Origin of the sequence: Enterobacter sp. JMULE2 (genome assembly GCF_013337145.1) — a bacterium.
Taxonomy (GTDB): domain Bacteria; phylum Pseudomonadota; class Gammaproteobacteria; order Enterobacterales; family Enterobacteriaceae; genus Enterobacter; species Enterobacter mori.
The window spans coordinates 458987-479072 of sequence record NZ_SGWD01000014.1 but is presented as its reverse complement, the minus strand read 5'-3'; the positions used below and the strand labels follow the sequence as shown (position 1 = coordinate 479072).

The 20086-nt window shown below is 57.3% G+C and carries 17 protein-coding genes; 10 read left to right on the top strand and 7 right to left on the bottom strand.

The window, feature by feature from the left end:
- Positions 1-21 precede the first annotated feature (21 nt).
- Positions 22-240: a translation initiation factor IF-1 gene (gene infA / locus EXW94_RS17610; RefSeq protein WP_002211347.1), complete on the top strand. Its 219-nt coding sequence runs from the start codon at positions 22-24 to the stop codon at positions 238-240.
- Positions 241-311: 71 nt separating this feature from the next.
- Here infA and EXW94_RS17605 read toward each other — a convergent pair whose 3' ends face one another.
- The 3 genes from EXW94_RS17605 to clpS all read right to left on the bottom strand — a co-directional run bounded on the left by EXW94_RS17605 (position 312) and on the right by clpS (position 3871).
- On the bottom strand, positions 312-758 hold the full coding sequence (locus EXW94_RS17605) for a hypothetical protein (protein ID WP_148399742.1): 447 nt from the start codon (positions 756-758) through the stop codon (positions 312-314).
- 485 nt (positions 759-1243) lie between these two features.
- Positions 1244-3523: an ATP-dependent Clp protease ATP-binding subunit ClpA gene (gene clpA / locus EXW94_RS17600; protein WP_089597777.1), complete on the bottom strand. Its 2280-nt coding sequence runs from the start codon at positions 3521-3523 to the stop codon at positions 1244-1246.
- Between the two features lie 27 nt (positions 3524-3550).
- A complete protein-coding gene (gene clpS, locus EXW94_RS17595) occupies positions 3551-3871 on the bottom strand; it encodes an ATP-dependent Clp protease adapter ClpS (RefSeq protein ID WP_006174393.1) in 321 nt (106 codons plus the stop codon).
- A gap of 267 nt (positions 3872-4138) precedes the next feature.
- On the opposite strand from clpS, the gene cspD reads away from it, so the two are divergent.
- A complete protein-coding gene (cspD, locus tag EXW94_RS17590; RefSeq protein WP_006174390.1) occupies positions 4139-4360 on the top strand; it encodes a cold shock-like protein CspD in 222 nt (73 codons plus the stop codon).
- A gap of 70 nt (positions 4361-4430) precedes the next feature.
- Here the strand turns inward: cspD and macB are convergent, their stop codons facing one another.
- Complete coding sequence (macB, locus tag EXW94_RS17585) at positions 4431-6371, bottom strand: macrolide ABC transporter ATP-binding protein/permease MacB (RefSeq protein WP_010429159.1); 1941 nt, start codon at positions 6369-6371, stop codon at positions 4431-4433.
- A complete protein-coding gene (gene macA, locus EXW94_RS17580; protein WP_010429157.1) occupies positions 6368-7483 on the bottom strand; it encodes a macrolide transporter subunit MacA in 1116 nt (371 codons plus the stop codon). The genes macB and macA overlap by 4 nt, the downstream gene beginning before the upstream one ends.
- A gap of 159 nt (positions 7484-7642) precedes the next feature.
- Here macA and EXW94_RS17575 point away from each other — a divergent pair, with 159 nt between their 5' ends.
- Entirely contained in the window at positions 7643-8599 is a 957-nt protein-coding gene (locus tag EXW94_RS17575; RefSeq protein WP_174340651.1) for a VirK/YbjX family protein, read from the top strand.
- Here the strand turns inward: EXW94_RS17575 and EXW94_RS17570 are convergent.
- Positions 8596-10254 (bottom strand): ATP-dependent endonuclease, encoded by a 1659-nt coding sequence (locus EXW94_RS17570; protein WP_042717575.1) that lies wholly within the window; start codon positions 10252-10254, stop codon positions 8596-8598. The genes EXW94_RS17575 and EXW94_RS17570 overlap by 4 nt on opposite strands.
- A gap of 374 nt (positions 10255-10628) precedes the next feature.
- Here EXW94_RS17570 and aqpZ point away from each other — a divergent pair, with 374 nt between their 5' ends.
- The 4 genes from aqpZ (at position 10629) to hcr (ending at position 15181) form a co-directional block, all read left to right on the top strand.
- Positions 10629-11324: an aquaporin Z gene (gene aqpZ / locus EXW94_RS17565; protein ID WP_174340650.1), complete on the top strand. Its 696-nt coding sequence runs from the start codon at positions 10629-10631 to the stop codon at positions 11322-11324.
- A 181-nt stretch (positions 11325-11505) separates the two neighbouring features.
- Entirely contained in the window at positions 11506-12405 is a 900-nt protein-coding gene (locus tag EXW94_RS17560) for a lysine exporter LysO family protein (protein WP_120158454.1), read from the top strand.
- 144 nt (positions 12406-12549) lie between these two features.
- A complete protein-coding gene (gene hcp / locus EXW94_RS17555) occupies positions 12550-14202 on the top strand; it encodes a hydroxylamine reductase (protein WP_174340649.1) in 1653 nt (550 codons plus the stop codon).
- A gap of 10 nt (positions 14203-14212) precedes the next feature.
- Positions 14213-15181, top strand: coding sequence for an NADH oxidoreductase (gene hcr, locus EXW94_RS17550; RefSeq protein ID WP_126815648.1), 969 nt, complete (start codon positions 14213-14215; stop codon positions 15179-15181).
- A 93-nt stretch (positions 15182-15274) separates the two neighbouring features.
- Here the strand turns inward: hcr and EXW94_RS17545 are convergent, their stop codons facing one another.
- A complete protein-coding gene (locus tag EXW94_RS17545) occupies positions 15275-15709 on the bottom strand; it encodes a DoxX family protein (RefSeq protein ID WP_108415986.1) in 435 nt (144 codons plus the stop codon).
- Positions 15710-15861: 152 nt separating this feature from the next.
- On the opposite strand from EXW94_RS17545, the gene poxB reads away from it, so the two are divergent.
- From poxB to EXW94_RS17530, 3 genes are read left to right on the top strand one after another with little or no spacing between them, the layout of a single operon-like run.
- Positions 15862-17580, top strand: coding sequence for a ubiquinone-dependent pyruvate dehydrogenase (poxB, locus tag EXW94_RS17540; protein WP_108415985.1), 1719 nt, complete (start codon positions 15862-15864; stop codon positions 17578-17580).
- Positions 17581-17618: 38 nt separating this feature from the next.
- Positions 17619-18620, top strand: a complete 1002-nt coding sequence (gene ltaE, locus EXW94_RS17535; RefSeq protein WP_120158449.1) for a low-specificity L-threonine aldolase — start codon at positions 17619-17621, stop codon at positions 18618-18620.
- A gap of 10 nt (positions 18621-18630) precedes the next feature.
- A complete protein-coding gene (locus EXW94_RS17530; protein ID WP_023335097.1) occupies positions 18631-20067 on the top strand; it encodes an SDR family oxidoreductase in 1437 nt (478 codons plus the stop codon).
- Positions 20068-20086: the final 19 nt, after the last annotated feature.

Below are 20086 nucleotides of genomic sequence, written 5' to 3'. Positions count from 1 at the left end.
AGTGATACCCCAGAGGATTAGATGGCCAAAGAAGACAATATTGAAATGCAGGGTACCGTACTTGATACGTTGCCTAATACCATGTTTCGCGTAGAGCTGGAAAACGGTCACGTGGTAACTGCGCACATCTCCGGTAAAATGCGCAAAAACTACATCCGCATTTTAACGGGCGACAAAGTGACTGTTGAACTGACCCCGTACGACCTGAGCAAAGGCCGCATTGTCTTCCGTAGTCGCTAATTGTTTTCGCCTGTAATGGCAGATGAATATTTAAAAGGTCGGGATAACCCCGGCCTTTTTTATTTATGGCTTCAGTGTTGCTGCGTCGGAAGATGTATTGTCATCCACGGTTGTGCAGGAGCGATTAAATCCCCTGCCATAGAATGAGCCATGTCGTGAAGTAATCCCGTGAGATGCGGCAACATATCGCGGTCAAAATGCGACACCAGCAGCACATGGTTTAACGCCCGGCAGTAGTCGCATTTCGTTTCTGTATCTTCCAGTAACCACTCTTTTTGTCGCGGTTGTTCTGCTTCGTCCTCAAATTCCACCACCTGAAAATCACGCATTGACTCTGTGAGGCCGGTTTTCACCTCTTCCAGCCAGGCCCCGAGACAGCGGCAAACGGGCTGGGTTTGTGGGAGTGATTTGCAGTCGAGGAGGATTTCGGTGAGCAGTTTGCAGCGCTCGGCAAGGATTGGGAGATCGGGGTTGAGAGAGAGTTCGCTGTAGAGCTGTGAAAAATTGTTATGTTCCATTTGATTATGACTCCGTGTGAAATGATGAGATCTCCACCCGAACGCCAACTCAGGTGGCAGACTGAACCGGTTTGGCGTACCGACCCACACGGGAAAATCGGCGCTTCAAAAGAAGCCCCGGTTCAGCCCACCATAATTGAGTCTGCGGATTATATCGCTAGCTTTCAAAAGTGTGAACGAACCTGATGATAGTTGACGTATCAACATCATTTCTCGTGTGTAATCAGGACGCCAATCCCGGCACCTGATTTTGCAGGTGCGCCGCCATTTTAATACTGTAGTTTTATCCAGCAACTGACTTCGAAAGAAACTGGAAAGCGCCTCGCAAAATTCCTCTGCGGCCTGATGCCCTCACCCCAACCCTCTCCCACAGGGAGAGGGAGAAAATACTAAAAACGACAACACTGTTGTCGTTTTGCTTTTACCTTGGCAGCCATAAAAAAACCGGGCAAAAGCCCGGTTTTTGACATTAACGTTCAACTCACTCAGTGAGCCGCTTCCGGCTTGTGCTTCGCCGCGCTCTGGAAATCGTACGTCAGTTCGTTCTTCGCCTGGTCCAGCGCCACGGTCACCTGGCCGCCGTCCACCAGCGAGCCAAACAGCAGCTCGTTCGCCAGCGGTTTCTTCAGGTTGTCCTGAATCACGCGGGCCATCGGACGGGCACCCATCGCACGGTCGTAGCCTTTCTCGGCCAGCCAGTTGCGGGCCTCCTGGCTCACTTCCAGCGATACGCCTTTCTGATCCAGCTGAACCTGCAGCTCGACGATGAACTTGTCCACCACCTGATGGATCACCTCGGTAGACAGGTGATCGAACCAGATAATGTTGTCCAGACGGTTACGGAACTCAGGCGTGAAGATCTTCTTGATCTCCTCCATCGCATCGGTGCTGTTATCCTGGTGGATCAGGCCGATTGATTTACGCTCGGTTTCACGTACCCCGGCGTTGGTGGTCATCACCAGCACCACGTTGCGGAAGTCCGCCTTGCGCCCGTTGTTGTCGGTCAGCGTCCCGTTGTCCATCACCTGCAGCAGGATGTTGAACACGTCCGGGTGCGCTTTCTCGATTTCATCGAGCAGCAGTACCGCGTGTGGATGCTTGATCACCGCGTCGGTGAGCAGGCCGCCCTGGTCAAAGCCCACGTATCCCGGAGGCGCACCAATCAAACGGCTGACGGTGTGACGCTCCATATACTCGGACATATCAAAGCGCAGCAGCTCAATGCCCAGCGCTTTCGAGAGCTGAACCGTCACCTCGGTTTTCCCCACGCCGGTCGGGCCAGCGAACAGGAAGGAACCGACAGGCTTGTGGTCATGCCCCAGTCCGGCACGGGCCATCTTGATCGCTTCGGTTAAGGCCTCAATGGCTTTATCCTGACCAAAGACCAGCATTTTCAGGCGATTGCCGAGGGTGCGCAGCGTGTCGCGGTCGCTCTGAGAAACGCTCTTCTCAGGGATACGCGCTATGCGGGCCACCACGGACTCAATATCCGCCACGTTAACGGTTTTCTTACGCTTGCTGGCCGGCATCAGGCGCGCACGCGCCCCTGCCTCATCAATCACGTCAATCGCCTTATCCGGCAGATGACGATCGTTGATGTATTTCACCGCCAGTTCCACCGCCGCACGGACCGCTTTCGCGGTGTAACGCACGTCGTGGTGCGCTTCGTACTTGGTTTTCAGGCCGTTGATGATCTGCACCGTTTCCTCGACGGACGGTTCGGTGACGTCGATTTTCTGGAAGCGACGCGCCAGCGCGCGGTCTTTCTCAAAGATGTTGCTGAACTCCTGGTACGTCGTGGAGCCCATCACGCGGATCTTGCCGCTGGAGAGCAGCGGTTTGATCAGGTTAGCCGCATCCACCTGGCCGCCGGAAGCCGCACCTGCGCCGATGATGGTGTGGATCTCATCGATAAACAGGATGCTGTTGGTGTCCTGCTCCAGCTGTTTTAACAGCGCCTTGAAGCGTTTTTCAAAATCACCGCGGTATTTCGTGCCCGCCAGCAGCGAGCCGATATCCAGCGAGTAGATGGTGCAGTCGGCAATCACTTCCGGCACGTCGCCCTGTACAATGCGCCAGGCAAGCCCTTCGGCAATCGCGGTTTTACCCACGCCTGACTCACCCACCAGCAGCGGGTTGTTCTTGCGGCGACGGCACAGCACCTGGATCGCGCGCTCCAGCTCTTTATCGCGACCAATCAGCGGGTCGATACCGCCAACGCGAGCAAGCTGGTTAAGATTGGTGGTGAAGTTTTCCATACGATCCTCCCCGCCTGCTTGCTCTTCATTGTTATTGACCTGATTGCTGGAATCCGATGCCTGGTTAGGCTCGTCTTTGCGCGTTCCGTGAGAGATAAAGTTAACCACGTCGAGGCGGCTGACTTCGTGTTTGCGCAGCAGGTAGGCAGCCTGTGACTCCTGCTCGCTGAAGATGGCGACTAAGACGTTTGCGCCAGTCACTTCGCTACGTCCGGAAGACTGGACGTGGAATACCGCGCGCTGCAGCACGCGCTGGAAGCTGAGCGTCGGCTGCGTGTCGCGCTCTTCTTCACTGGCTGGCAGCACCGGTGTGGTTTGTTCGATGAAGGCTTCGAGTTCCTGACGTAGCGCCACCAGATCCACGGAGCAGGCTTCCAGCGCTTCGCGGGCAGATGGGTTGCTAAGCAGTGCGAGCAGTAAATGCTCGACGGTCATAAACTCATGTCGGTGCTCACGCGCTCTGGCGAAAGCCATGTTTAAACTGAGTTCCAGTTCTTGATTGAGCATAGGCACCTCCCCCAATTTTATGCCTTATCAGGCCTTTTCCAGCGTACACAGCAACGGATGCTCGTTCTCCCTCGCATAGTCGTTCACCATCGCCACTTTGGTTTCCGCGACTTCGGCAGTAAAGATGCCGCAGATCGCTTTGCCTCGATAATGAACGGTAAGCATCAGTTGCGTTGCACGTTCTACATCATAAGAAAAGAACTTTTGTAGCACGTCAATAACAAATTCCATCGGCGTGTAATCATCGTTCATTAACATAACTTTATACATAGATGGCGGTTTTAGCGCGTCGCGCACTTTATCTTCCGCCAGCTGGTCAAAATCCAGCCAATCGTTGGTCTTACCCATTATGCATAACCACTTTGAATCTACCTCAGATGTTAGATAACAATCATCTATTACTGTCATCCGCGATGTCTGTCACAAACTGTTGCAATAGCGTTAACTGCCTCAAATTTTGGTTGATTATTGTCCCAACTCCAGCGCCAAACGCTTGACGGCTTCTTCCGTTTATCTAAATTGTACAAGCGTGAGATGGCGAGGTTTTGAACAGCCCCCACTCCACCACCGGTTCATTCCATCTTAATTTATAAGATTTACGAAGGATGTCGAAGCATGGAAATGGGTACTGTTAAGTGGTTCAACAACGCCAAAGGGTTTGGTTTCATCTGCCCTGAAGGCGGCGGCGAGGATATCTTCGCTCACTATTCCACCATTCAGATGGATGGTTACAGGACGCTCAAAGCCGGGCAGTCCGTTCGGTTCGATGTACACCAGGGGCCTAAAGGCAATCACGCCAGTCTGATCGTCCCCGTTGAAGCAGAAGCGGTTGCATAGCTCCCTAATTCATTGTGTACACCCCGCAGGCAAAATGCCAGCCCGATCGGCTGGCATTTTTATTTTCGGGTTATTCCCGCGCCAGTGCGTCCACCGGATCCAGCCGCGCCGCGTTTCGTGCCGGTAACCAGCCAAACAAAATACCCGTGAAGGTCGAGCATAAGAACGCGGTGAGGATCGCCACGGGGGAAAAGCCAATCTCCCACCCTGGTAAAAAGAGCTGGAGCGCAAACGCAATCATCATCGAAAGCGCAATGCCCATCGCCCCGCCGACCAGACACACCAGCACCGCTTCAATCAAAAACTGCTGCAGCACGTCGCTGGCTCTGGCCCCGACCGCCATGCGGATGCCAATCTCCCGCGTGCGCTCCGTGACCGACACCAGCATGATATTCATCACCCCGATACCGCCGACGACCAGCGAAATCACCGCCACCAGCGTCAGGAACATCTGAAGAGTACGTGTGGTCTTTTCCGCCGTTTTCAAGAGACCGTCCATGTTCCAGGTGAAGAAATCTTTCTTCCCGTGGCGCAGGGTGAGCAGCCGCTCAAGCTGCTGTTCGGCCATGGCGCTGTCGTAGCCCTCCTTCACGCGAACGGTAATGGAGTTGAGCCAGGACTGGCCCATAATGCGCCCGGAAATCGTGGTGTACGGCAGCCAGACGCGCAGGATTTTGCTGCTGCCGAACATCGACTGCTTCTCTTCCGCCACGCCGATCACCGTGGCAGGCATATTGCCCACCAGGATCACTTCCCCCACCACGTTGGTTTTATTCGGGAACAGCTGCCTGCGGGAGTTGGCGTCTAACACCACCACCTGCGCCCTGCCCGCTAGCTGCTCGGCGTTGAAGGTCGCCCCTTCGCTGAAGGTCATGCCATAGACGTTGAAGTAGTCGCCGCTGACGCCGTTGGCGCTGGCCGCTACGTCGATGTTGCCGTAGCGCAGACGCAGGTTCTGCGAGACCGCAGGCGTAGCCGAATTGACCCACGGCTGCTTCTGAATCGCCGCCAGATCGTCATACTTCAGCGCCTGCTGATACTGCGGCTCGTCGTCGCCGAAGTCTTTGCCGGGATAGACGTCGATGGTATTGGTGCCGATGGCGCGGATATCCGCCAGCACAAGCTGTTTTGCCGCGTCGCCCACCACCACAATCGACACCACCGAGGCAATACCGATGATGATGCCGAGCATCGTCAGCAGGGTGCGCATTTTATTGGCCGCCATCGCCAGCCAGGCCATGGTCAGCGCTTCACGAAAGCCGCTGGAGAACTGCCCCCAGCCGGTTGCGGCCGGCAGCGCCTCTTTCGGTGCGGCCGCCCGGGACTCGCGCGGCGGCGGGTTGCTTACCAGCTCGCCGTCGTGGATCTCAATAATGCGTTCCGCCTGCGCCGCCACCTGCGGGTCGTGGGTGACGATAATCACCGTATGCCCCTGATCGCGCAGCTGGTGAAGGATTGCCATCACCTCTTCGCCGGAGTGGCTATCGAGCGCGCCCGTCGGTTCATCCGCGAGGATCACCTGCCCGCCGTTCATCAGGGCGCGCGCGATACTCACGCGCTGCTGCTGACCGCCGGAAAGCTGCGACGGCTGATACTCCACGCGTTCCGCCAGCCCCAGACGCGTTAACAGCGCCTTCGCGCGCTCAAGCCGTTTCTTCCGCTCGACGCCCGCATAAACCGCGGGAACCTCCACGTTCTGCGCCGCGCTCAGGTGAGAAAGCAGATGGTAACGCTGGAAGATAAAGCCGAAGTGTTCCCGGCGCAGCTTCGCCAGCGCGTCGCCGTCGAGCGTGGAGACATCCGTTCCGTCCACCCGGTACGTACCGCTGGTGGGTTTATCCAGACAGCCGAGAATATTCATCAGCGTCGATTTACCCGAACCGGACGCGCCAACAATCGCCACCATCTCGCCCGCTTCCACGCGCAGCGAGATCCCTTTCAGCACCTCCACCGGGCCGTCGCCGGACGGATAGCTGCGGCGGATATCCTTCAGCTCAAGCAGCGCGGTCATTTAGCGGCTCCGGGCAGGCTTTCGCTGGTGACAACCTCCTCCCCCTCTTCCAGCCCTTTCACCACCACCACGTCGGTGTCGTTGCGCGCGCCAATCACCACTTCGCGCTCGCGCGTTTCGCCGTTGCGCAGCACCTTCACCTTGTAGCGACTATCCCCGGCGGATTCACCCAGCGCGGAGAGCGGAACGGTCAGCACGTTTTTCACGCCGGTCAGCTGGATATGTACCTGGGCGGTCATGTCCAGACGCAGCACGCCCTGCGGGTTTGGTACCTCAAAGCGGGCATAGTAGAAGATGGCGTCGTTCACTTTTTCCGGCGTCGGCAGAATGTCTTTCAGCACGCCTTCGTAGCGGGTCTGCGGATCGCCCAGCACCGTAAACCAGGCGTTCTGCCCCGGCTTAAGATGGATCACATCCGCCTCGGAAACCTGGGCTTTGACCAGCATGGTGCCCATGTCCGCCAGCGTCAGGATGTTTGGCGCCTGCTGCGCGGCAATCACCGTCTGTCCCTGCAGCGTGGTGATTTGCGTCACTTCTCCGGCCATCGGCGCGACGATTTTGGTGTAGTCCAGGTTGGTTTTCGCCGTATCCAGCGAAGCCTGATTGCGTTTAATCTGCGCGTCGATGGTACCGATCTGCGCCTGTTTTACCGCCAGTTCCGTGGTGGCGGTATCGAGGTCCTGCTTCGAAATGGCCTGGGTTTTCGCCAGCGCCTGCTGGCGCGTCAGCGTCACCTGCGCAAGGTTACGCTCCGCCAGGGCCTGCGCACGCTGCGCGCGCAGCTCCATCAGCGTCGCTTCCACTTCGCGGATCTGGTTTTCGGCCTGTTCAGGATCGATAACGCCAAGCAGCTGGCCTTTTTTGACCTTGTCACCAATCTCGACGGACAGCGTTTTCAACTGGCCGCTCACCTGCGCGCCAACATCGACTTTACGCAGGGCATCCAGTTTGCCGGTCGCCAGCACGTTTTGCTGCAGCTCGCCGGGGCGAACGATCAGCGTTTGATACTGCGGCACGGGCGCATTGAGGACCTGCCAAAGCCAGAATCCACCGACCACCAGCACGACCGCCAGCAGCAGAAACAGTTTTCTGCGTTTTCCCTTAAGGTTCATAAATATTCCAAATAATTATTCTGGCTAACATCACCGTTGATTCTATCTAAACCACTCCTCAACGAAACCCCTGTTTTCTGGAAATGGCCGCATTTGTTTACATGATGTTGACAAAACGCCTGCTGAAATAGCGTTCTTCCCCAAGAAGCAGGATCTAACATGTCTTCCATAGTCGATACACCTTATTCTAATCTGCCGCAGCCTACGTCCGGCTGGGCGCTTTTTAAAAGTCTGGCAACCGGTGCCATCACGCCCGGTCTGGCGTGGCAGAACCCCTCATATCGACGCAAATTTATGTTACGTTCCCTGGTTTCCCCTTTCAGCACCGCTCGCCTGCTGGCAAGCCTGGCAAAGCAACCGCGTCTGATGCAAATCTTGCAGGTCCAGCCAGGGTTGCCGTGCCGGCTGCATCGTCCGTGGCTGACGGTCAGTATGAACCGCCGGAACGCGCTGAAGGCGCTAAACGGGCACTATCAGACGATGAGCCAACACCTCCCCGCCACGCTGCTCAAGGGCTATCTTTCAAGTCAGGGAATGACGCTGCTGACGCTAACCGGCAAGGACGAGCAGCAGTTCACGATTCGCCTGTGTGCCGATGCCTTTATGGACAAAGAGGGTGAAGCGACCCTCACCTTCTGCAACCATCAGAACACCGTGCTGGCCGAAATGACCTTTACGCTGTGCCCGTTTGAGGGAAAAACCACGCTGTTCATCGGCGGGTTACAGGGCGCAAAAGCGCACGTTCCGCACGAGTTGATTCAGGGCGCGACCAAAGCGTGCCACGGCCTGTTCCCGAAACGTCTGCTGGTTGAAGCGGTGATGACGCTGGGCACCGCGTTCCCGGTTGAACAGATCCTCGCCGTGAGCAACGCCACTCACATTTACCGTAGCTGGCGTTACCGCAAGAAAAAAGAGGGAAAACTGCTGGCGGATTACGACAGTTTCTGGCTCTCCCTGGGTGGCGAGCGCCGGGAGAGCGGTCATTTCGCGCTGCCGTTAACCATGCCGCGCAAACCGATGGAAGAGATTGCGAGTAAGAAACGCGCTGAATACCGCCGCCGGTACGAACTGCTGGATAGCCTGATCCAACAAATGACGCAGGCAACCCAACGTTAATCCGCTCTCCCGCGCGCCAGCCAAAGCACGCGGGAGAACATTTTACGCAGCAGCGTGGGCACCGACTCCACGCCTCGCCTTCCCGCCTCCGTCGCCACTTCGATGGCCAGGTCCGGTTTTGACGAACGATGAATCGCTTTGGCGATCACCCGCCGCATGTTCATCGGCACGTCCACCGGGATCATCGCCACGCGGTGAAAAACATCGTCAAATCCCTGTCGATACATAAAGTGTTCCATGTCCATCGCGGGCAGCATAGTCAGATGGTCACGCTCTTCTTCGCGATCGTTATTCAGCAAACCGCGCACGGTTGCGGCATACTTTTTACCTGCTTCATCGCCATCGACCAGAACATGCCATTCAATCCCCATCCTGCGGGCAAACTTGATCAGCGGTTTTAACCCCGACTGGGCAAACTCTATGACCTTAATACCTTCCGCATCGAAGTGGTGACCGCACTGACGCGCCAGTTCGTTGATAACCCAGGTCTCGGTTTCACCCTCAACCAACAGCCAGCAGCGGGCAAACAGCGATGAAGCACGATTAAAGCGAATATGAAATGCAATGCGGCGACCGTCTTCCGCATTCAGGCCGCCCGGCCCCAGCCGGTATGCGGATACGCGTGAGGATTCACGCACCAGGCGGCAGACGTATTCCACGGGGGTTAGCGAGAGCAACTCGCCGGAATTGGTGGTGGTCACGCGCTGCAGCGGCAGCAGGTTCAACAGGTGCCACGCAACGGAGAGCATGATCGGATGCAGGCGCGTCTCGGGGTCTTCCACCAGCAGCAGCGGGCGGGCGTCCCGGTCTAACCGGACGGTGCCTTTCGCCTGCAAAAGCGTCGAGAATAACCCCAGCAGGATCACCCGATGGGTACGTCCACCGGGCCGGTCTATCATCCGGTTAATGATATCAAGATAACGCCAGCTGCGTTGTTCATCGTGCGAACGGCGACGCATCAGGCGATGGCGTGACTGTGACGTCCCCTGCTCGGAAAAATAGTGCTCCAGCAGTTGCACCATGGCCGAAAGCCCCTGGCGGATTTGACCGTCGGTGAGGTTCTGCGGGCGAGAGACCAGCTCACGTGCCAGGAAATCCAGCTCGCGGGCGGTGACTTCCACCTCCGGCATATTGGGTACGGAACCGTTGCGGATCCGGCGCATAAAGCGTGCATCGCGCAGGCGCAGCACCGGCGACAGGCGAATCAGATGGCGCGCCAGGTCGTCAATATTCTCCAGCGGGATGGGGTTGCCTTTTTCATCAAGAAACTCACGCAGGGTTAACACCCCGTCATTTTCCGCCATTTCACCTTCAAGACGGTAGAAAATACGGTGATAGTCATCATCGCATGGCACCCAGCATGGCGACATCGGGCGGAAACGACGTACGCGATGCCGCCCCGGCTCGGACTCGCGAAACGTAAGAATGATATGCAGATGCTTCTCGCGCCCCGCGACATCCCCCGGCGGAAACCAGAAGTCATCGTGAACGAAGTGGTACAAGTCATCTTCAGGGGAAAGCAGCAGTGTCAGCGCATCCAGCAGGCTGGATTTACCCCAGGCGTTTTCACCGATCAGGACGTTATTCTGCTCCAGCTGGAGCGACAGGCGGTTAATACCGCGAAACCCGACAATTTCCACACGTTCGAGAAGCATAAATCCCCCGCGTAATAACCACTTTTTCCTTCAAGTTATCAGCAGTATAGCGGCAGCGGCGCCGAGTGGACACTGCCAGACACCTCCGTTATTCCGATGAAGCACGAAAAATTCAGAATTTACCCATCAAGTTTCATTTGAAAAGGTGCTTCCAGAACAAGATACTCCCGTTTGAAAATTGGACTATGCTCTATTTACCTCCAGTTTGAACAAGGATTGACATCACATTGCCTTAAATCAAATTATCCGAATTTATTTAAGTGGCGAAGGGGTGTTGTTGCTTTCTAAAATAAAGGCTCTTTGAGTCGTCATCCCTTTATGGCGATATAACCCGTGCGCAGGATAGTGTGCGGAAATTTATTATTGAGGTGGTTATGTTCAGAAAATTAGCGGCAGAATGTTTTGGTACATTCTGGCTGGTGTTTGGCGGCTGCGGTAGTGCAGTGCTGGCAGCGGCATTCCCGGAATTAGGAATTGGTTTTGTCGGTGTCGCACTGGCATTCGGCTTAACGGTCTTAAACATGGCATTCGCGGTAGGGCATATTTCCGGCGGTCATTTTAACCCTGCTGTGACGCTGGGTTTATGGGCGGGCGGTCGTTTCCCGGTGAAAGACGTATTAGGCTATATTATTGCCCAGGTCATCGGCGGTATTATTGCAGCCGCAGTCCTGTACGTGATTGCCAGCGGCAAAGCAGGCTTTGACGCCGTAGCCAGCGGTTTCGCCTCTAACGGTTTCGGTGAACACTCACCGGGCGGCTACTCAATGCTGTCTGCCATCGTGATTGAAATCGTACTGACCGCAGGCTTCCTGCTGGTTATTCACGGCGCAACGGACAAATACGCACCTGCAGGCTTCGCGCCAATCGCCATTGGTCTGGCGCTGACGCTGATTCACCTGATCTCAATCCCGGTGACCAACACCTCCGTTAACCCGGCGCGCAGCACCGCGGTTGCTATCTTCCAGGGCGGTTGGGCGCTTGAGCAGCTTTGGCTGTTCTGGGTGATGCCAATTATCGGCGGTATTCTGGGCGGCGTGCTGTACCGCACCCTGCTGGAAAAACGCGATTAATGGTTTTCTCCCTCTCCCCGTGGGAGAGGGCCGGGGTGAGGGCATCAGGCCGCACCACCCCAAATATACAAGCCGGGTAAGGCGTAGCCGCCACCCGGCTTTTTTATTGCTCCTTTACCTGACAGCCTTTATTGGGTAGTGTCTCTGGCGCTTAACAGATACTCAAAAGGACCGGCTGTTCATGTTTTCAGGACTCCTCATTATTCTGCTGCCCCTGATCGTGGGCTACCTTATTCCGCTGCGCAGAGAATCCGCATTACGGCTCATCAACCGTTTTCTCAGCTGGATTGTTTACGTCATTCTTTTCTTTATGGGGATAAGCCTGGCCTTCCTGGATAACCTGTCAGCGAATTTACTCTCTATCCTCCATTATTCCGTCGTCACCGTGGTGGTTATTTTGCTGTGTAATATTGCCGCGCTGTTCTGGCTGGAACGCACTATTCCCTGGAAAAATAACCATCAACAGGAAAAACTCCCTTCCCGTATTGCGATGGCGCTGGAATCATTAAAACTCTGCGGCGTCGTGGTGCTCGGTTTTCTGCTGGGCCTTACCGGATGGTCATTTTTACAGCACGCCACGGAGGCCAGCGAATATACCCTGATCTTCCTGCTGTTCCTGATTGGTATTCAGCTGCGAAATAATGGCATGACGCTGAAACAGATTGTCCTCAACCGCCGGGGAATGATAGTGGCCATTGTCGTCGTCGCCAGTTCAATGGTCGCAGGCGTGATTAATGCCGTTATTCTCGACCTGCCGCTGAAAACCGGCCTGGCGATGGCGTCGGGTTTTGGCTGGTACTCCCTCTCCGGTATTCTTCTGACCGAATCGTTCGGACCGGTCATTGGCAGCGCCGCCTTCTTCAATGACCTTGCGCGCGAATTGATTGCCATCATGCTGATCCCGGGTCTGGTACGCCGCAGCCGCTCTACCGCGCTGGGGCTGTGTGGCGCGACCTCGATGGACTTTACCCTGCCGGTTTTACAACGCTCAGGGGGGCTGGAGCTGGTCCCTGCCGCCATCGTGCACGGCTTTATTTTAAGCCTGCTGGTTCCCGTTCTGATGGCCTTCTTCTCGGCCTGATACTTCTTTGGCGGTAGCGAACCTGCCGCCAAAATTGCGCTAAATCAATCTCCCTCTATTTTGTAGCAAAAAGCCCTTTTCACCGTTCTGGCACAGGCATAACCTTAAACATGTATATCAAATATAACTTTAACAGGTGTGATTATGTTTTGTGTGCAATGTGAACAAACCATCCGTACCCCGGCAGGCAATGGCTGCTCCTACGCACAGGGTATGTGCGGCAAAACCGCAGAAACATCTGACCTGCAGGATCTGCTGATTGCAGCCCTGCAAGGCCTTTCCGCCTGGGCCTTTAAAGCCCGTGAATACGGCATTGTCGACCACTATGTCGACAACTTCGCCCCGCGCGCGTTTTTCTCCACGCTGACCAACGTTAACTTCGATTCCCCGCGCATTGTCGGCTATGCCCGCGAAGCGATTGCCCTGCGTGAAGCGCTTAAGGCGCAGTGCCTGAAGGCGGACGCCAGCGCCTGCGTGGAAAACCCGATGTCAGAGCTTCAGCTGGCCAGCGACGATCTGGGCGACCTGCAGCGTCAGGCGGCAGAATTCACCCCGAATAAAGACAAAGCGGCGATTGGCGAGAACATTCTCGGCCTGCGTCTGCTGTGCCTGTACGGCCTGAAGGGCGCTGCGGCCTATATGGAACACGCGCACGTGCTCGGCCAGTACGATAACGACATCTACGCCCAATACCACAAAATCATGGCGTGGCTGGGCACCTGGCCTGCGGATATGAACGCGCTGCTGGAATGCTCAATGGAAATCGGCCAGATGAACTTCAAGGTAATGAGCATTCTGGATGCCGGTGAAACTAGCACCTACGGCCACCCGACGCCAACGCAGGTCAACGTTAAGGCGACCGAAGGCAAGTGCATCCTGATTTCCGGTCACGACCTGAAAGATCTCTACAACCTGCTGAAACAGACCGAAGGCACCGGCGTTAACGTCTACACCCACGGTGAAATGCTGCCCGCGCACGGCTACCCGGAGCTGCGCAAGTTTACGCATCTGATCGGTAACTACGGCAGCGGCTGGCAGAACCAGCAGGTGGAGTTCGCCCGCTTCCCGGGCCCTATCGTAATGACCTCTAACTGCATCATCGACCCTACCGTGGGCGCGTATGACGACCGCATCTGGACGCGCAGCATCGTAGGCTGGCCGGGCGTGAGCCACCTCGAAGGCGACGATTTCGGTCCCGTTATCGCCCAGGCGCAGCAGATGGCGGGCTTCCCGTACAGCGAGATCCCGCACCTGATCACCGTCGGCTTCGGTCGTGAAACACTGCTGGGCGCCGCTGATTCGCTGATCGATCTCGTCAGCCGTGAAAAGCTGCGCCACATTTTCCTCGTCGGCGGCTGCGACGGCGCGCGCGGCGAGCGTAACTACTTCACCGACTTCGCCACCCACGTGCCGGAAGACTGCCTGATCCTGACCCTGGCGTGCGGCAAATACCGTTTCAACAAGCTGGACTTCGGCGACATCGAAGGCCTGCCGCGCCTGATCGATGCGGGCCAGTGTAACGACGCTTACTCGGCCATCATTCTGGCGGTCACTCTGGCGGAGAAACTGGGCTGCGGCGTGAACGACCTGCCGCTGTCGCTGGTGCTGTCATGGTTTGAGCAGAAAGCGATTGTCATCCTGCTGACCCTGCTTTCTCTCGGCGTAACCAACATCGTGACTGGCCCGACCGCACCAGGCTTCCTGACGCCGGACCTGCTGGCGGTGCTGAACGAGAAATTCGGTCTGCGTTCCGTGACCAACGTTGAAGATGACATGAAGCAGCTGCTGAGCGCGTAAGGAGTAACTCATGACCATGCCAACCTCACAATGTCCGTGGCGGATGCAGGTTCATCACATCCATCAGGAGACGCCGGATGTGTGGACGCTGTCGCTGCTGTGCCATGACTACTATCCGTACCGTGCAGGCCAGTATGCGCTGGTTAGCGTTCGCAACTCGGCGGACACCCTGCGCGCCTACACGATCTCCTCCACGCCGGGCGTGAGCGAGTACATTACGCTCACCGTCCGTCGCATTGACGACGGCGCAGGCTCCCAGTGGCTGACACGTGACGTGAAGCGCGGAGATTATATCTGGCTGTCTGACGCGCAGGGTGACTTCACCTGTGACGACAAAGCAGACGATAAATTCCTGCTGCTGGCGGCGGGCTGTGGCGTAACGCCAATTATGTCGATGCGCCGCTGGCTGGCGAAAAATCGCCCGCAGGCCGACGTGCAGGTGATCTTCAGCGTGCGTTCACCGGAAGATGTCATTTTTGCCGAGGAGTGGCGTGATTATCCGGTGACGCTGGTGGCGGAGCACAACGCGACCCACGGTTTTGTGCCCGGTCGCCTGAGCCGCGAGCTGCTGCAAAGCGTGCCGGATATGGCGAACCGCACCGTGATGACCTGCGGCCCGGCGCCGTACATGGATATCGTCGAGAAAGAGGTGAAAGCGCTTGGCGTGACCCGCTTCTTCAAAGAGCAGTTCTTCACCCCGGTGGCGGAAGCGGTAACCAGCGGCGTTAAGTTCACCAAACTTCAGCCAGCGCAAACCTTCTTTGGCCGCGTGGGCACTACGCTGCTGGAGGCGCTGGAAAGTAACAAGGTGCCGGTGGTAGCAGCCTGCCGTGCAGGCGTCTGCGGTTGCTGTAAGACGAAAGTGGTCTCCGGTGACTACACCGTCACCAGCACCATGACGCTGTCCGACGCCGAAATTGCCGAGGGTTACGTGCTGGCGTGTTCGTGTCATCCGCAGGGTGATCTGGTTCTCGCATAAACGGTAAACCATTCACCTGTAGGCCCGGTAAGCGTCAGCGCCACCGGGCTTTTTTTGTCGGGTGGCACTGCGTTTACCCGACCTACCACGACATTACCGCCACGCGGGCGCTTTCCCTACCGCGTACCGCCCTGCCCCTAAAAACGCCACCGCCAGCGAACCGATAAAGAAGTACACCAGGCTTTCAATCGCCCATGCACCTACCTTATCGAGGGCGAGCGTTTCCCCCACGCCCACCATCAGCCACGCCACGATCATCGTAAACGCCAGCACCAGCGCGGCCGGACGCGTGAAGAGCCCAACAATAATCAGGATCGGTGCCACTACTTCGCCAATCAACACGCCGTAGGCGATAAACCCCGGCAACCCCTTTTCCACCAGCATGCCGCTGATGAACCCCACGCCACCAAAAAGCTTATGCAGCCCGTGAAACAGCATCAGCCCGCCAACGGCAAGTCGTAACAAGAGTTTGCCAAGATCGTCGCATGATAGCTTTTCATTAACAGCAATTAACAATGATTTAACCATTTGAAATGATTCCTGTTTTCATCCTAAGTATCACCAGATTATGCCGAATAATTGCGCAGGAAAACCACCTTTAATTAAGGGGCAATAAGCAGGCAATACAGTGACTTTCTTCTAAGCTTGTAAGCGATATCACAAAAAGGAGACGGACAACCATGAAACACACCGTGGCTGCATATATAGCAAAAACCCTCGAACAGGCTGGCGTGAAACGTATCTGGGGCGTGACCGGCGATTCCCTGAACGGACTCAGCGACAGCCTCAACAAGATGAAGACCATCGAATGGATGCCCACCCGCCATGAAGAGGTTGCCGCCTTCGCCGCAGGTGCTGAAGCACAGCTCACGGGCGAGCTGGCCGTTTGCGCCGGATCCTGCGGGCCGGGCAACCTGCATCTGATTAACGGCCTGTTCGACTGTCACCGTAACCATGTGCCGGTGCTGGCGATTGCCGCCCATATCCCCTCTTCGGAAATCGGCAGCGGCTATTTTCAGGAAACGCATCCGCAGGAGCTGTTCCGTGAATGCAGCCACTATTGCGAGCTGGTTTCATCCCCGGAGCAGATCCCGCAGGTGCTGGCGATTGCCATGCGTAAAGCCGTGCTGAACCGCGGCGTATCGGTGGTCGTCATCCCGGGCGATGTGGCGCTCAAGGCTGCGCCAGAAGGGGCCAGCACCCACTGGTATCACGCCCCGCAGCCCGTGGTAACGCCTGCTGAAGAGGAGCTGAAAAAGCTGGCCCAGCTGCTGCGTTACTCCAGCAACATCGCCCTGATGTGCGGCAGCGGCTGCGCGGGCGCGCATAAAGAACTCCTCGAATTTGCCGGGAAGCTGAAAGCGCCGATTGTCCACGCCCTGCGCGGCAAAGAGCACGTCGAGTACGACAACCCTTACGACGTGGGGATGACCGGGCTGATCGGTTTTTCAAGCGGCTTCCACACGATGATGAACGCCGACACGCTGATCCTGCTCGGTACCCAGTTCCCGTACCGCCCGTTCTACCCGGCGGATGCGAAAATCATTCAGATTGATATCAACCCGGCCAGCATCGGCGCGCACAGCAAGGTCGATATGGCGCTGGTGGGCGACATCAAATCTACCCTTGCAGCACTGCTGCCGCTTCTCGAAGAGAAAACCGACCGCACGTTCCTTGATAAAGCCCTGAGTGACTATCGCGATGCCCGCAAGGGGCTGGACGACCTCGCCAAACCGAGCGACAAAGCCATTCACCCGCAGTATCTGGCGCAGCAGATCAGCCATTTCGCGGACGACGATGCCATCTTTACCTGCGACGTGGGCACGCCAACGGTCTGGGCCGCACGCTATCTGAAGATGAACGGCAAACGCCGTCTGCTCGGCTCGTTCAACCACGGCTCGATGGCCAACGCCATGCCGCAGGCGCTGGGCGCAAAAGCGACGGCCCCCGAGCGTCAGGTGGTGGCGATGTGCGGCGACGGCGGGTTCAGCATGCTGATGGGGGATTTCCTGTCGGTGGTGCAGATGAAGCTCCCGCTGAAAATCGTGGTCTTCAACAACAGCGTGCTGGGCTTTGTGGCGATGGAGATGAAGGCCGGGGGTTACCTGACGGACGGCACAGAGCTGCACGACACCAACTTCGCGCGCATCGCCGAGGCCTGCGGCATTACCGGTATTCGCGTGGAGAAAGCCTCTGAGGTGGATGAAGCCCTGCAGCGCGCCTTCTCCATCGACGGTCCGGTGCTGGTGGATGTCGTCGTCGCCAAAGAAGAGCTGGCGATCCCGCCGCAGATCAAGCTGGAACAGGCCAAAGGCTTTAGCCTGTATATGCTGCGCGCCATCATCAGCGGGCGCGGTGACGAGGTGATCGAACTGGCAAAAACCAACTGGCTCAGGTAAAACATCTGGCATCGCCTTTTTAATAATAAGGACATGCCATGATCGATTTACGCAGTGATACCGTTACCCGCCCGAGCCGCGCCATGCTCGAAGAGATGATGGCCGCCCCGGTCGGGGACGACGTCTACGGCGATGACCCGACGGTCAACGAGCTGCAGCGCTACGCGGCTGAACTGAGCGGCAAGGAAGCGGCCCTGTTCCTGCCCACCGGCACGCAGGCTAACCTGGTCGCGCTGCTCAGCCACTGCGAGCGCGGTGAAGAGTACATTGTCGGCCAGGGTGCACATAACTACCTGTATGAAGCAGGCGGCGCGGCGGTGCTCGGCAGCATTCAGCCGCAGCCGATTGACGCCGCGCCGGACGGTTCTTTGCCGCTCGATAAGGTCGCCGCGAAAATCAAAGCCGACGATATTCACTTCGCCCGCACCAGACTGCTCAGCCTCGAAAACACCCACAACGGCAAAGTGCTGCCGCGCGAATACCTGAAAGCGGCCTGGGAGTTTACCCGCGAGCGCAAGCTCGGGCTGCACGTGGACGGCGCGCGTATCTTTAACGCCGTGGTCGCGTACGGCTGCGAACTGAAAGAGATCACGCAATACTGCGACTCGTTCACCATCTGCCTCTCTAAAGGTCTGGGCACGCCGGTGGGCTCTCTGCTGGTCGGTAACGCAGACTACATCAAGCGTGCCAACCGCTGGCGTAAGATGACCGGCGGCGGCATGCGTCAGGCGGGTATTCTGGCGGCTGCCGGACTGTATGCCCTGAAAAACAACGTGGCGCGCCTGAAGGACGATCACGACAACGCCGCGTGGATGGCGGCGCAGCTGCGCGAGATTGGTGCCGACGTGATGCGTCACGACACCAACATGCTGTTCGTGCGCGTCGGAGATGAGCACGCCGCTGCGCTGGGTGAGTTTATGAAATCACGTGGCGTGCTGATCAACGCCTCATCTGTCGTGCGCCTGGTCATGCACCTTGACGTGAGCCGCGAACAGCTGGCGGACGTGGTGAAACACTGGCAGGCGTTTTTACAGCGATAAGGAGCATCACGTGCCGCAACGCATTCTGGTGCTCGGCGCCAGCGGGTACATCGGTCAGCATCTCACCGCGGCGTTAAGCCAGCGGGGACACCAGGTGCTGGCAGCGGCACGCAACACCGAACGCCTGCAAAAACTCAGTTTGCCAGGCGTCACCTGCCACAACGTTGACCTCAACTGGCCGAAGGAACTTCCCGCGCTGCTGGACGGGGTCGACACGCTTTACTACCTGGTGCACAGCATGGGCGAAGGCGGGGATTTTATCGCCCACGAGCGTCAGGTGGCGATGAACGTCCGCGATGCCCTGCTGCAAACGCCGGTGAAGCAGGTGATCTTTTTAAGCTCTCTCCAGGCACCTGAACACGAGCAGTCCGATCACCTGCGCGCCCGCCAACTGACGGCTGAAACCCTGCGCGGAGCAAATATCCCCGTCACCGAACTGCGGGCCGGGATTATTGTCGGCGCGGGCTCCGCCGCCTTCGAAGTGATGCGCGATATGGTCTACAACCTGCCGGTACTCACGCCGCCGCGCTGGGTCCGTTCGCGCACCACGCCGATTGCGCTGGAGAATCTCCTGCATTATCTGGTGGCCCTGCTGGATCACCCGGCGGCGCAACACCGCGTGCTGGAAGCCGCTGGCCCCGAAGTCCTGAGCTATCAGGAGCAGTTCGAACATTTCATGCGCGTCAGCGGCCGCCGCCGCTGGCTGATCCCTATCCCCTTTCCAACCCGCTGGATTTCGGTGTGGTTTCTGAATGTGATCACCTCGGTACCGCCGACGACCGCGAAAGCGCTGATCCAGGGGCTGAAGCACGATCTGCTGGCGGACGATCGCGCGCTGCGGGCGCTCATTCCTCAGGATTTGATCCGCTTTGACGATGCCGTGCGCAATACGCTGAAAGAGGAAGAGCAGCTGGTGAACTCCAGCGACTGGGGCTACGACGCCCAGGCCTTTGCCCGCTGGCGGCCGGAGTATGGCTACTACCCGAAACAGGCAGGATGCACGGTGAAAACGTCCGCCAGCCTTGCAGAGCTGTGGGAGGTCGTGAACCAGATCGGTGGCAAAGAACGCTACTTCTTCGGCAATATTCTCTGGCAAACGCGCGGCGCGATGGATCTGCTGGTAGGCCATCGTCTGGCGAAAGGCCGCCCGGCGCACCCGTATCTTGAGGTGGGCGATACGGTAGACAGCTGGAAGGTGATCATCGTCGAGCCGGAAAAACAGCTGGCGCTGCTGTTTGGCATGAAAGCGCCTGGGCTGGGCCGACTCTGCTTTACGCTGAAGGATAAAGGCGATCGCCGGGAACTGGACGTCCGCGCCTGGTGGCATCCGCACGGGATGCCGGGTCTGTTCTACTGGTTATTGATGATCCCCGCACACCTGTTTATCTTCCGCGGAATGGCAAAACGTATTGCGCAACTGGCAGAACAAAAGGCGGAAAAGAAGTAAATAAAACTCTTATTCTTTC

Coding starts and splice junctions, on each gene's coding strand:
- infA (WP_002211347.1), top strand. CDS start 22: ATGGCCAAAGAAGACAATATTGAAATGCAGGGTACCGTACTTGATACG.
- EXW94_RS17605 (WP_148399742.1), bottom strand. CDS start 758: ATGGAACATAACAATTTTTCACAGCTCTACAGCGAACTCTCTCTCAAC.
- clpA (WP_089597777.1), bottom strand. CDS start 3,523: ATGCTCAATCAAGAACTGGAACTCAGTTTAAACATGGCTTTCGCCAGA.
- clpS (WP_006174393.1), bottom strand. CDS start 3,871: ATGGGTAAGACCAACGATTGGCTGGATTTTGACCAGCTGGCGGAAGAT.
- cspD (WP_006174390.1), top strand. CDS start 4,139: ATGGAAATGGGTACTGTTAAGTGGTTCAACAACGCCAAAGGGTTTGGT.
- macB (WP_010429159.1), bottom strand. CDS start 6,371: ATGACCGCGCTGCTTGAGCTGAAGGATATCCGCCGCAGCTATCCGTCC.
- macA (WP_010429157.1), bottom strand. CDS start 7,483: ATGAACCTTAAGGGAAAACGCAGAAAACTGTTTCTGCTGCTGGCGGTC.
- EXW94_RS17575 (WP_174340651.1), top strand. CDS start 7,643: ATGTCTTCCATAGTCGATACACCTTATTCTAATCTGCCGCAGCCTACG.
- EXW94_RS17570 (WP_042717575.1), bottom strand. CDS start 10,254: ATGCTTCTCGAACGTGTGGAAATTGTCGGGTTTCGCGGTATTAACCGC.
- aqpZ (WP_174340650.1), top strand. CDS start 10,629: ATGTTCAGAAAATTAGCGGCAGAATGTTTTGGTACATTCTGGCTGGTG.
- EXW94_RS17560 (WP_120158454.1), top strand. CDS start 11,506: ATGTTTTCAGGACTCCTCATTATTCTGCTGCCCCTGATCGTGGGCTAC.
- hcp (WP_174340649.1), top strand. CDS start 12,550: ATGTTTTGTGTGCAATGTGAACAAACCATCCGTACCCCGGCAGGCAAT.
- hcr (WP_126815648.1), top strand. CDS start 14,213: ATGACCATGCCAACCTCACAATGTCCGTGGCGGATGCAGGTTCATCAC.
- EXW94_RS17545 (WP_108415986.1), bottom strand. CDS start 15,709: ATGGTTAAATCATTGTTAATTGCTGTTAATGAAAAGCTATCATGCGAC.
- poxB (WP_108415985.1), top strand. CDS start 15,862: ATGAAACACACCGTGGCTGCATATATAGCAAAAACCCTCGAACAGGCT.
- ltaE (WP_120158449.1), top strand. CDS start 17,619: ATGATCGATTTACGCAGTGATACCGTTACCCGCCCGAGCCGCGCCATG.